Raw genomic sequence first — 12,202 nt, forward strand, 5'->3', positions numbered from 1 at the left:
GATGTTACGCGGTTTTTGCCTTAGGTTTATGGGTAGAAGCGACTTCTAATTCCTTGAGCTGTTTCGCCTCTACTGTCGCTGGGGCATCCGTCAGCAGACAGCGGGCTTGTTGAGTTTTGGGGAAGGCAATCACATCCCGAATCGACTCTTCTCCCGCTAACAGCATCACCAGACGGTCTAGACCATAGGCAATACCCCCATGGGGAGGGGTGCCATACTCGAAGGCCTCCAACAAAAAGCCAAACTTACTGTAGGCTTCCTCCAGGGAAAGGCCAATGGTGGCAAAAACCTGTTCTTGAATGTCTCGTTGGTAGATCCGCAGACTACCACCACCAATTTCAATACCATTATACACTAAGTCGTAGGCCAGAGCCCGGGCCGTTTTCAGGTCGTCTAAATCGGCTGGATTGGGGGCCGTAAAGGGATGGTGCAGGGCCTCTAGACGTTTTTCCTCAGCATTCCACTCGAACATAGGAAAGTCCGTCACCCAGAGCAGGTTAATCTGGTCGGGATCGATTAGGCCCAATTGTTCTCCTAACACTAAGCGCAAACGAGCCAGGGATTTATCCACCGTGGCCCGGTCGCCCGCCCCAAAGAGCAGGAGATCACCAGCTTGGGCCTGGGTTAACTGGAGCAGGGCCGTCACTTGTTCAGGACTGAGATTATCCTTGATGGCCCCGATGGTATCAATGTCACCGCCCTCTCGAACACGGATATAGGCAATACCTTTGGCCCCGGCATCGGTAGCCTCTTTGAACAGATCCCCACCGGGCTTAATCCGCACATTGGAAATACTCTCATTGCCACCGGGAACGGTAATTGCCTTGACACAGCCCCCACTCTGGACGGCCCCAGAAAAGACCTTAAAGCCAATATCCTTAACTAATTCTGAAACCTCTACTAACTCTAGGCCAAAGCGAGTATCAGGCCGGTCAGTACCAAAACGAGCCATGGACTCAGCGTAGGTCAGGCGGGGGAAGGGGCGGGGAAGATCAATATTCTTAACCGTTTTAAAAATATGGGCCATCAAGGCTTCGTTAAGGCCTAGGATTTCCTCCTGAGAAAGGAAACTCATTTCCATATCCAGTTGGGTAAATTCCGGTTGCCGGTCGGCCCGCAGGTCTTCATCCCGAAAACAACGCGCAATTTGATAGTAGCGGTCAAAGCCCGACACCATTAGCAACTGTTTAAACAATTGGGGCGATTGGGGCAGGGCATACCATTCTCCCGGATTGACGCGGGAGGGAACAAGGTAATCTCGGGCGCCTTCTGGAGTAGAACGGGTTAGGACAGGAGTTTCAATCTCAATGAACTGTTCTTGGTCTTCTAGAAAGCGGCGCAGGGCCTTCACCACTTGGTGTCGGAGTTGCAAATTTTGACTGAGACGGTCACGACGCAGGTCTAGGTAACGGTACTTGAGACGGACATCTTCGCGTACTTGATCCGCTTCACTGCTGGAGACCACAAAGGGGAGTTGCTTGCTGACCCCGTTGAGGAGTTCAATATCATCGGCGTAAATTTCGATTTCCCCCGTCGCCAATTTGGGATTGAGGGATTCCGGGGGGCGTTGACTGACGGTTCCTGTCACCCGGATAACATATTCATTGCGGAGACCCTCGGCCACGGGATAAGAAGCAGGCGTTTGGCTGGGATTACTGGCAATCTGCACCGTGCCACTCCGGTCGCGTAGATCAATAAAAATTACCCCGCCATGATCTCGACGGCGATCAACCCAGCCAAAGAGTGTAACGGTTTGACCGAGATGGGTGGTGCGTAGGTCGCCGCAGTAGTGAGTCCGCATAGGGTTTGCAAAAGGAATTAAAACAGATAGTCAAGGTTACTGAGCTGAGGAACGCCGCTCATCTGACAGAATCGGCATGGCTGAGCGGGCCCTTTAATGCATTGCCCATTATCCTGCATTTTGTTCGTCCGATATTATCAAAATTATGGCGGGCCAGTCCCCAAGGACTTTGAAGCGGTGGGGTGAGGGGCAAGATTCTTTGCTAATATGGGGGCGATATAACCGTTGTGGGAGCGATTTGTCGATGCTAATTGGAGAAATGTCTATCCTAGATTGGAGCCAGATGTCCATGCTCCCTGACCTGTCTATGCTGACTGCCTCTTTGCAAGATCTTGGGCATCAAGTAGCTAAGGAAGTTAACGTTTTAGCAACAACCGATTATGGTAGGCTTTCTCGCATTGATATTCTGGCCGACTTTCAAAACGCCTTTCAGAATTTTATTAAGTCTGGCCAAGTTTGGGCGCTAGGAATTGGCCTAGTGGTTGGTTGGGTACTACACAGTTTCATTGGCTCTTAGTCTTCTAATATTTTTCAGACTTCCATTCCCCTACTTTTTCCCCATGGCCAAAAAAACCTGGAGTGACCGCTTCGAGGGTAGTTTACACCCTGCCATTGTGCTTTTTAATGCCAGCATTGGTTTTGATATTGAATTAATTGAATACGACCTGACAGGGTCAGCGGCCCACGCCAAAATGTTGGCCCATAGTGGCATTATTAGCGTCACCGAGGCGGAACAATTGGTGGCCGGTTTAGAGCAAATTCGCCAGGAGTATCGTCAGGGCCAATTCAATCCCGGTGTTGACCAAGAGGATGTCCATTTTGCGGTAGAGCGTCGTCTCACGGAATTAGTGGGGGATGTGGGTAAAAAACTCCACACGGCCCGTTCTCGCAATGATCAAGTCGGCACCGATATCCGCCTTTACCTCCGCGATCAGATTGACCAAATTCGGGCCAGTTTACGGGCTTTCCAGGAAACCCTCGTGGCCCTGGCCAGCGAACATGTTGAAACCTTGATTCCTGGTTATACGCACCTCCAGCGGGCCCAACCCATCAGCCTGGCCCACCATCTCCTAGCCTACTTTCAGATGGCCCAACGGGACTGGGAGCGCCTAGGGGAAATTCGAGCCAGGACGAACATCTCTCCCCTCGGTTCCGGGGCCTTGGCCGGTACGACCTTCCCCATTGACCGTCATTTCAGTGCTAATCTGCTAGGCTTTGAGGGCCTGTATGCCAACAGCCTGGATGGGGTAAGCGACCGAGATTTTGCCATTGAATTTTTGGGGGCCGCCAGCTTAATCATGGTGCATCTTAGCCGCCTGAGTGAGGAAATTATTCTCTGGGCCTCCCAGGAATTTAGTTTTATTCGCCTGACCGATAGCTGTGCCACGGGCTCTAGCATTATGCCCCAAAAGAAAAACCCCGATGTGGCGGAGTTGGTGCGAGGGAAAACGGGACGGGTGATTGGCCATCTCCAAAGCCTGCTCGTGCTGATGAAGGGCCTACCCCTGGCCTATAACAAAGACCTCCAGGAAGATAAAGAGGCCCTGTTCGATGCGGTGAAAACCGTCCAAGTTTGCCTAGAGGCCATGACGATTCTGCTGTCCGAGGGCCTAGTGTTTCAAACTGAGCGTCTGGCCCAGGCGGTGGCTGAAGATTTTTCCAATGCCACCGACGTGGCGGATTACCTAGCGGCCAAAGGGGTTCCCTTCCGCGAGGCCTATAATCTGGTCGGCAAAGTGGTAAAAACCAGTCTGGCCCAGGGCAAACTCCTCAAGGATTTAACCCTAGCAGAATGGCAGGCCCTACACCCAGCTTTTGATACTGACATATACGCGGCCATTACACCCCAGCAAGTCGTCGCCGCCCGCAATAGTTATGGGGGAACAGGTTTTGAGCAAGTACGCCAGGCCCTCGCCCAGGCTAAATTATGCCTAGAGGTCGAAGGCTAATGTCTAGACTCCTCCTAGAGGGGATAAAATTTTCCTGTAAGCTGGGTTAAACGTACTTGTATTTTCCGGTTACTATGACCAGCTTCCTCGGTTTATCCCTGACCTCCTCCCAAGTCTTGCTTTATGGCCTGGCCATCGCCGCGGGCCTAGTTTATTTACCCTATATCGTGGTGGCCTATGGACGGGTTAGCATTGGCCTGGATTTAAGCGCCCCTAGGGCTATGTTAGACCGCCTCCCCGACTACGCCAAACGAGCGACTTGGGCCCATCAAAATTCCTTTGAGGTGTTTTCTCTGTTCATGGCGGCGACTCTCACTGTTTACGTGACCGATAGCGCCACTGACCAAACCTCTCTGTACGTTCTGATCTTTTTGACTAGTCGCTTTCTTTTCATTTTGTTCTATCTTCTAGACTGGCCCTGGTTACGTTCTCCGATGTGGGCCCTTGGCATGGTCTGTATTGGAGGACTATTTAGTACAGCCTTGCTTTAGGGTCTCAGCAACTATCGGTAACAAATCCCTTATCTACAATCTAAAGGAATATAGCTTTATATCAACCATCTTGTTGAACCGAACGAGCCTCTTGTTCCATCCATTCCCTGATTAATCTCGGCCACAGAATTAGGAAGTAGGCCCACCACAGCACAATCAGAAAACTCAGGGGCAGGGTGAGCCACCATTTATGAAAAAGGAACCAGCTACCACCGATGCAACTAGCCCCCGTCAGCAGAATCGTCCAGGGTTGACACCACCACGGTTTAGCTTGCCAAGGATTGTAGCTCATAGTTCGGAGTAACAGGGGATTGAGGGCCTTGATAAATCATGGGGACACCCCGAGCCGGGGCCAGGGTCACCCCGCGTCGCTGGGCCTTTTCTGGACGACTATCCGCCAAGCTGAAGCGATAGTTGGCCATGAGAGTTGCCAGGACTAACTTCATTTCAAATTGAGCCAGGGCATCCCCCACACAACGCCGAATCCCCCCTCCGAAGGGCATAAATTCGTAGGGAGAATATTGCCGCTCTAGAAAACGGTCGGGATTAAAGGTTTTGGGGTCTGGGTAAAGATCGGGCCGCTGATGGACTTGATAGATAGAACCCATCACCATCGTATCCTTCGGGATGGTCTGACCCAGCAACTCTGTATCGGTAATGGCTTGGCGGGGAAAGGTCAACATGGCCACCGGATAGATCCGCAGGGTTTCGTTGCCCAGGGCCGTTAGGTAGGGCAAGCGCAGGATCTCCATGGGGTCGGAGTTGGGGCCAAGGGCCGTTAGTTCAGCTTGCAGCTTAGCACTGATTTCTGGTTTGGCATGGAGCCAGTATAGGGCCCAGGCCATGGCCGTCGCCGTTGTTTCGTGGCCCGCAAAGAGGAGGGTCATTAACTCATCCCGCAGTTCCTGATCCGTCATCGGTTGGCCCTGCTCATCCCGAGCCGACATCAATAGACTGAGAATATCCGTGCGTTCTGGTTGGGGATTGGCCCGCCGCTCGGCAATTTCGGCAAAGAGGAGGGTATTGGCCTCCTGGCGACGGCGCACAAAGCGGCCCCAGGGACTCCAGGCCCCTAGATCTTGTTGGAGACTAGGAAAAAAGAGAAAAGCCGAGGTAAGGGGGGAATTAAACAGGTCGGCCATGCCCGCCAATAACTGTTTTAATCGGTTATATTTAGCAGTCTCTGCTAGGCCAAAAACGCTTTCAAAAATCACCTGCAGGGAAATAGCCTGGGTCAGGTTGCGGGCCAGAAAAGCTTGGCCGGGTTGGTAACTGGCCAGGGCCTGGTGGGTTATTTTGACGATCAAATCTCCATAGGCCTTGAGGCGTTCCCCATGGAAATTAGGCAACAGTAGCTGACGACGCTTGCGGTGACGGTCTCCTTCGATCATGATTACGGATGTATCACCCAAAAGGGGCCGAAGAATAGCATTGATGCGGCCGGGGGCAATGAAGTGGCGGCGCTCATTACTCAGGAGTTGCTGGAGGGCCTGGGGATGATTGGTCATCACCATTTTATCGGCCCCAAAGCCTAGACCATTGGCTTGGAAAATATCGGGACATTCTCTCTGGGCTCGTTCAAGATAACTAACGGGATCGAAAACCCATTGGAGGCGGTTCTGTAACGCAAGACCAGAGGGAGACGGAAGGGTGGACATAGGGTTTGGCGGGGGAACAGTCTTCCCTAGGGTAGCATTCTGTCCAGGCTAGGGGGCGAAGGCGGTGGGGCCAAGAACGTGCTGATTTGGGATGCCGCCGGTGATATGCTAGATCGAGTCTCTTTTAATGAAGCGTTATCTATTTAATATCCCATGACTGTTTCCACTGTTGCCCGCACTATCCGCATTGGGTCTCGTAAAAGTCAACTGGCCCTTGTGCAAACCCATTGGGTGCAAGGGGAATTGCAAGCCCATTTTCCCGAGCGGCAATTTGATGTGGAAACCATGAGCACCCAGGGAGACAAGATTCTCGATGTGGCCTTGGCTAAAATTGGTGATAAGGGCCTGTTTACTAAAGAATTAGAAGTGGGCATGATCGAAAAAAGCATCGATCTCGCCGTTCACTCCCTCAAGGATTTACCGACAAAATTACCCGAGGGCCTGGTTTTGGGCTGTGTCACCAAACGAGAAGACCCGGCCGATGCGTTAGTTTTAAACGCAAAACACCAGGGCCAGCAGTTAGATACCTTACCGGAGGGGGCCGTGATCGGAACCTCTTCCCTGCGTCGTCTGGCCCAATTGCGCCACCACTATCCCCACCTGACCTTTAAGGATGTGCGGGGCAATGTCAATACCCGTCTGGCCAAGTTGGATGCCGGGGAATACGATGCCATCGTTCTGGCTGTTGCCGGCCTGCAGCGCTTAGGGATGGCCGAACGAATCCATCAAGTAATTCCCGCCGAAATTTCTCTCCATGCGGTGGGCCAGGGGGCCTTGGGCATTGAATGCCGGGGGGATGATGCGGAAGTATTAAGCTTGTTAAAAGTCTTGGAAGACCCGGATACCCGTGACCGTTGCTTAGCAGAACGGGCCTTTTTGCGCCAGTTGGAGGGCGGTTGCCAGGTGCCCATCGGGGTTAATACCCAGATCGAAGGAGAGCAATTGACCTTGACGGGTATGGTGGCTAGCCTAGATGGTCAGCAACTCCTCAAAGATAATTTGACGGGCCCCCGGACGGAAGCCGAGGCCCTAGGCCAACGTCTAGCAGAACAACTGCGAGCACAAGGGGCCGGCGAGATTCTGGCAGAGATTGAGCGGGGTTAGTTAAGATTTGGGGTGTTATCCCTACCGGCCGACTACTATGCTGGGTACCTTCCAACAGAGTCATCTCCGTTTTGAAATTGACGCGAAAGCCCCGACTATCCGCGATAGTTTGCTGCTAGTTCCCCACCTACGGCAGTGGTTACAGCCCCAGACCCTCCCCCCTGGCCTGCCGGAGCGGTTAACCCCCGGCCTGAGCTTTGTCAGTCATCTTGGCCCGATTGCGGTGGCCCATCAGGTGGATTGCGTCGGGGATAATTACCTGCGCTTGCTCCTCAGTCAAGGCATTGACGGTTTCCACGAATGGTATTGGGGAGATGGTTGGCTCCAGTCCTGCCTAGAAGGCATTTCTCTACTGCCGCTTAATCTGGGGCAAACCGCCAGTCTTCTCCGCCTCCGCTATTTTATTCAGCATTGTCAGTCCTCGGATTGAATTGTGATTGCATGAAGAAACGTGTTTTTGTGACGGGCATTAGTGGCTGTATTGGCCATTATTTGGCCGATGAGTTGATTACCAATCCAGATTATGAACTCTTTTTACTGGTGAGAAATCCCCAGAAACTCCAGTTTAATGATCATCTCCGTCCCGATATTCACTTGATTGAAGCCAGTCTAGATCAGATTGAAAATTATGCTGATCTCCTGCAAACCATGGATGTGGCCATTTTAATTGCCACCAGTTGGGGAGACTACCAGCAGACCTACGATACCAATGTAGAAAAAACCCTGGCCCTGATTAATTGCCTCGATCCAGACCGCTGTGAGCAGGTCATCTATTTCTCGACAGCCAGTATCCTCGACCGCACCGGCCATCCCCTCAAGGAAGCGGGGGAATTGGGAACCGACTACATTCGCACCAAATATCTCTGTCACCAGGCCCTGGAAGCCAACAGTGACGCTTGCCGGATCTCGCCGGTCATGGCCGAAAAAATAACCGTGGTGTATCCCACGCTCGTTTTTGGTGGTGAGTCCAATAAGCCCTATTCCCATCTTTCCGGGGGCCTGGGAGAAATTCTGCAATGGTTGAATTTAATTCGTTGGTTTCGGGCCGACGGCAGTTTTCACTTCATCCATGGCCGCGACATTGCTCGGGTGGTGGCCTATCTCTTGGCCCACCCCACGGGCCAACGCCAAGACTTTGTGCTGGGTAATGCTCCCCTAACGGCCACCCAGGCCATTCAAGACATTTGCCAGGCCCTTAACAAACGGATTTATGTCCAGATCCCCCTATCCATCAGTCTGGCCCATCTTTTCATTAAGCTCTTTCGGATTCAAATGGCGGATTGGGATCATTTTTGTTTGGATTACCGCCACTTTACCTATCCCCGTCCTGTTTCCCCGGCCAGCTTCGGCCAACCCAGCCATTGTGCAACGGTGGCAGAACTCCTTCAGGTTAGTGGTGTGGCCTAACCCTGGCTAAGCTGTTGCGATAATTGCTCAGCCTTCTGGGCCAACTCCGTTTTCCCCTGGGCCTGGAATAATTGGGCTGCCATTTTGAGGTCGGTGATGGCTGCCTTTTCTTGTTTGAGCAGGGCCTGGGTCAGGCCTCGATTGAAATAGGCCTCGGCCAATTTTGGATTGAGTTCAATGCTTTTGGTATAGTCCGCCAGAGCCTTTTGGGATTCCTTAAGGCGATTATGGGTCAGACCGCGATTGTAGTAGGCGTTGGCGTGCTTGGGATTGAGACGAATGGCATCGTTAAAATCCGCCAAAGCTGTTTTGGGTTGGCCAATGTCATCCTGGGCGTTGCCGCGATAAATGTAAAAATCGGCGTAGTGGGGATTGAGGACAATGGCATTGGTACAGTCCTCAATGGCCCGGGCATACTGTTTTAGCAGAAAAAAGGCGTAGCACCGATTGCCGAAGGCATAGGCAAATTTAGGGTTGAGTTGCAGGGCCTGGGTGTAGTCCGCAATAGCGGCCGTATGATTACCCAAAATATGTTGAGCGTAGCCCCGATTGTAGAAGGTATCGGCATCCTTGGGATTGAGGTGGATCGATTGGCTAAAGTCGGCAATGGCCCCGGCATAGTCCTGACTGTTGAGCTTATCAACACCCTGGTTGTACCATTGGACGGCGGTTTTGGGGGTTGGAACGGTGGGGGACGTTGGGGTCGTTTGGGCCAGAAGAGGAACGACGGGGAGCAGTCCCAGACAGAGGCTCAGGAGGAAGGTCTTCATCTTAAACTCCTTTATTGTTAGGCAAGAATATGTTTAAGAGCCGCTAATAAACGATCAATTTCAGCGACTTCGGTGAAGTAGTGGCAACAGGCCCGGATACAACTGGGGTCAACGATGGTTCGCAGGTAGAAACGCTCCTGCTCCAAGCGTTGAACGATCTCTCCATGGCTCAGAGGCCCTGCGACTTCAAAAGACACTAGGCCCGCCGCCGGGGGATGGGGACTCAGGCAATGAACGCCCGGTAGGGTTTGCAGACCCTGCCAGAGGGTGGCACTTAGGGTACAAATTTGGTGGTAACGGTCTTTGGCGGTTCCGGCCTGACGATGTACCATCAGGGCGGCCTGGAGGCCCCGGTATTGGGGAAACGCGGCCGTGGCCACCTCAAAACGTCGGCCATCTTCGGCCCAGCCTAGAACTTCACCGCTACTGCTATACCGCAAACTCCGCCAACCGACGTAGGTCGGGGCCAATTCCGAAAACCGCTCAGGATGGACATACAGGCCCCCGACACCAGCCGGCCCACAGAACCACTTATGGCCCGTAAAAGCGTAGTAATCGACGGAGAGGGTCGAAAAATCTAGGGGCAGGGAACCCGCGGCCTGGGCGCCATCGACGAGGATTTGAACGGGATACTCACCGTGAAAACCCCGACAGGCCTGGATAATGTCTGCTAGGGGCAGGACTTGGCCATTGTTCCAGAGTAGATGGCTGAAGATCACCAGACGAGTCTTGGGGGTTAAATGACCCTGAATCACGGCCACGGGATCTGTTCCCTGCTGGGTGGCTAGGATCGGACAGGTGGAATAGGTCAGCTCAAAACGCTGACTCAGGGCCTGGACAATGGCGATCACGCCAGGATGCTCGCAGTCTGTCATTAGGATATGATCTCCCTTCTGCCAAGGCAGGCCCCAGAGCACAATGTTGCAACCAGCTGTCACATTATCTGTCAGCGTGATCGTGGCCGGTGCCACTTGAAATTCCTCGGCCAAGGTCTGGCGGAGTTGGGCCATTTCCGTCTGGAAGTAACGGTTGGCAGTGAGGGAAAACGGGCCAGTTTGCTCTAGGAACTGGTAGGTTTCGAGGATGCGTTGGAAAGCCGATTGGGGTAGCGGCCCCTGGCCCCCGTAGTTGAAGTAGCCTTTCTCCCCCAGACCGGGAAATTCTGAGCGCAGGGAGAAAAAGGGATTGGGGTCGTCGAGGGAGGACTGGAGGGCCATGGCAGTAATTGAAGAATGCTTCCAAAGTGTAGCAAAGATTGTTTTTCTGTTTATCGACAGGAGACGAGGGGCCAGGCCCTCAAAAGCCAAAGAGCATTTGCAGACGTTTCCGCATCCAGTTGACAATATTGGGGTCTTCTTCCGCCGCCGTTAACAGGCCCTTTTCCGCCAGTTCCTGCTTACGTTGTCGCAACTCTTCCTGGTGTTGGCTCAAGGTATTAATGATCGTCTCTCGAAATTCTAAGTTGGTTTGCAGGAGGCATTCAAAATGAGGATGTTTAATAGCAAAGAGTAGGGAATTTTGCAGGGCTTTGACAGATGCGGTTCGTGGAGTTCCTAGCATCAGGGCTAATTCTCCAAAGAAGCTACCAATTCCCAACGTGGCCAAAACTTTGCCTAACTGTTCAGCATACACTTCCACTTCCCCAAAAATGACAATATACATGGCATCACCGGGGTCATTTTCTCGAAATAATACCTCTCCAGCTTGAATATTCTTTAGTTGACCAATTTCTATTAATTGTCTGATTTCTAAATCATTGAGGTCTTGGAAATAGTTGATTGACTTCAAAACTTTCCGGATTGAAACCGTTGTTTGAAGGGGAACACTTTTCAGGGATTCGGGGGCTGTTTTTAGGGAAACGTCCTCTCCATCTGCTTGCGTGGAAACCTGCTCTTCAGACTGGAAGAACGTCACCCAGGGATCAGGATTACGTAGCCATAAATCTCGTTGAGGAAAAGGAATAACAATATGATTAATCCGAAAATTGTATTCAATAGCAAAGCGTAGCGCACTTAAAATTTCAGGCTTTATGCCCACATCCGCGGTTTTAATCCAGACCCACAATTCTAGATTCAGGGCACTATCTCCAAAGTTAGTAAAAATCACCTGGGCCCTCGGCTCCCGCAGGATTGTACTCTGGCTATAGGCCGACAAGAGTAAAGTTTCTGTCACCAAAACCGGGTCACTACCGTAGGCAACCCCGATGGGTAGGGTTAAGCGGACAGTTTCGGTATCGTAATGATAGTTAATCACCTTTTGCTCAATAATGACGCTACTGGGCATAATGACAGAAGAACCATTTTTAAGACGAACTACCACTGCCCGAGGCGAAATTTCTCGTACATAGCCTTCGATACCATCAAATTGAATAAAATCGCCAATCTTTATTTTTTGCTCTGCTAATAGGGTCATGCCACTAACAAAGTTACGGGTCAGGTCTTGTAAACCTAAACCAATTCCAAAACCCAAGGCTCCACCGATTAAGGCGAGGGAAGAAAGATTAATCCCCGTCGTCTGTAGAATAATAATTAAAATAAAAGCTCCCAAGCTATAGCTAATTAAATTAGCAATAATGTAACGAACGCCCTTTTCAGTAATGAAACGAGCTAATAAATGCTTCTTGAGGAGGGTATTAAAATAGTGAGTTAAAACGTAAATAATTAAGAGATAGAAAGAAATTTGCAGAATCGAATACAGTGAAATACTAACTTGCCCAAAATTAAAGGTAATTGAGTTTAAGCTTTGTACAAAGCTAGCAATGTTTTTCGTCAGCTCAGTCATAACGAAGTGAAGATAAAGGAAGACCGCTTAAAATTAATAATACACTGCCCTTCTATCGGATCAGATGGAGAACCGATATTGTGTTTTTCTGCGCTGAGTTGGACTCTAGGACTCGTGAAGGCAAAATACAGTTCTTGTTTACTGTTTAAGTTAGGCAAGTCGGGAAAACCGAATCAAACGGGGTGAGAATGCCCTGCTTCGCTGTTGGCCGCTTCTCCGTAAGATGGAAGGCAGTTATTGA

12 protein-coding genes are annotated in these 12,202 nt (G+C 51.4%); 6 read left to right on the plus strand and 6 right to left on the minus strand.

What is annotated here, in order from left to right; all coding sequences use genetic code 11:
• Positions 1–4 precede the first annotated feature (4 nt).
• Positions 5–1,801 (minus strand): aspartate--tRNA ligase, encoded by a 1,797-nt coding sequence (gene aspS, locus ABXS88_RS07770; RefSeq protein ID WP_353674607.1) that lies wholly within the window; start codon positions 1,799–1,801, stop codon positions 5–7.
• 307 nt (positions 1,802–2,108) lie between these two features.
• Here aspS and ABXS88_RS07775 point away from each other — a divergent pair, with 307 nt between their 5' ends.
• The 3 genes from ABXS88_RS07775 to ABXS88_RS07785 all read left to right on the plus strand — a co-directional run bounded on the left by ABXS88_RS07775 (position 2,109) and on the right by ABXS88_RS07785 (position 4,241).
• The gene (locus ABXS88_RS07775) at positions 2,109–2,318 is read left to right on the plus strand and encodes a hypothetical protein (protein ID WP_353674608.1); all 210 of its coding nucleotides are present in this window, start codon (positions 2,109–2,111) and stop codon (positions 2,316–2,318) included.
• A 43-nt stretch (positions 2,319–2,361) separates the two neighbouring features.
• The gene (gene argH / locus ABXS88_RS07780; RefSeq protein ID WP_353674609.1) at positions 2,362–3,750 is read left to right on the plus strand and encodes an argininosuccinate lyase; all 1,389 of its coding nucleotides are present in this window, start codon (positions 2,362–2,364) and stop codon (positions 3,748–3,750) included.
• 74 nt (positions 3,751–3,824) lie between these two features.
• Positions 3,825–4,241, plus strand: a complete 417-nt coding sequence (locus tag ABXS88_RS07785) for an MAPEG family protein (protein WP_353674610.1) — start codon at positions 3,825–3,827, stop codon at positions 4,239–4,241.
• A gap of 61 nt (positions 4,242–4,302) precedes the next feature.
• On the opposite strand, the gene ABXS88_RS07790 is transcribed toward ABXS88_RS07785, so the two are convergent.
• Together ABXS88_RS07790 and ABXS88_RS07795 are read right to left on the minus strand one after the other, a co-directional pair.
• A complete protein-coding gene (locus tag ABXS88_RS07790) occupies positions 4,303–4,533 on the minus strand; it encodes a DUF6737 family protein (protein ID WP_353674611.1) in 231 nt (76 codons plus the stop codon).
• On the minus strand, positions 4,508–5,899 hold the full coding sequence (locus ABXS88_RS07795; RefSeq protein ID WP_353674612.1) for a cytochrome P450: 1,392 nt from the start codon (positions 5,897–5,899) through the stop codon (positions 4,508–4,510). The genes ABXS88_RS07790 and ABXS88_RS07795 overlap by 26 nt, the downstream gene beginning before the upstream one ends.
• A gap of 153 nt (positions 5,900–6,052) precedes the next feature.
• On the opposite strand from ABXS88_RS07795, the gene hemC reads away from it, so the two are divergent.
• The 3 genes from hemC to ABXS88_RS07810 are packed head-to-tail and all read left to right on the plus strand — an operon-like array spanning position 6,053 to position 8,410.
• Positions 6,053–7,003: a hydroxymethylbilane synthase gene (hemC, locus tag ABXS88_RS07800; RefSeq protein WP_353674613.1), complete on the plus strand. Its 951-nt coding sequence runs from the start codon at positions 6,053–6,055 to the stop codon at positions 7,001–7,003.
• A 37-nt stretch (positions 7,004–7,040) separates the two neighbouring features.
• Positions 7,041–7,433 (plus strand): hypothetical protein, encoded by a 393-nt coding sequence (locus ABXS88_RS07805; protein WP_353674614.1) that lies wholly within the window; start codon positions 7,041–7,043, stop codon positions 7,431–7,433.
• An 11-nt stretch (positions 7,434–7,444) separates the two neighbouring features.
• A complete protein-coding gene (locus ABXS88_RS07810; RefSeq protein ID WP_353674615.1) occupies positions 7,445–8,410 on the plus strand; it encodes an NAD(P)-dependent oxidoreductase in 966 nt (321 codons plus the stop codon).
• On the opposite strand, the gene ABXS88_RS07815 is transcribed toward ABXS88_RS07810, so the two are convergent.
• The 3 genes from ABXS88_RS07815 to ABXS88_RS07825 all read right to left on the minus strand — a co-directional run bounded on the left by ABXS88_RS07815 (position 8,407) and on the right by ABXS88_RS07825 (position 11,961).
• Complete coding sequence (locus ABXS88_RS07815; RefSeq protein ID WP_353674616.1) at positions 8,407–9,180, minus strand: tetratricopeptide repeat protein; 774 nt, start codon at positions 9,178–9,180, stop codon at positions 8,407–8,409. The genes ABXS88_RS07810 and ABXS88_RS07815 overlap by 4 nt on opposite strands.
• Positions 9,181–9,197: 17 nt before the next feature.
• The gene (locus tag ABXS88_RS07820) at positions 9,198–10,397 is read right to left on the minus strand and encodes an aminotransferase class V-fold PLP-dependent enzyme (protein WP_353674617.1); all 1,200 of its coding nucleotides are present in this window, start codon (positions 10,395–10,397) and stop codon (positions 9,198–9,200) included.
• Between the two features lie 79 nt (positions 10,398–10,476).
• Entirely contained in the window at positions 10,477–11,961 is a 1,485-nt protein-coding gene (locus tag ABXS88_RS07825) for a cyclic nucleotide-binding domain-containing protein (RefSeq protein WP_353674618.1), read from the minus strand.
• Positions 11,962–12,202: the final 241 nt, after the last annotated feature.

The organism is Synechocystis sp. LKSZ1, from assembly GCF_040436315.1.
In the GTDB taxonomy this organism is placed as follows: domain Bacteria; phylum Cyanobacteriota; class Cyanobacteriia; order Cyanobacteriales; family Microcystaceae; genus Synechocystis.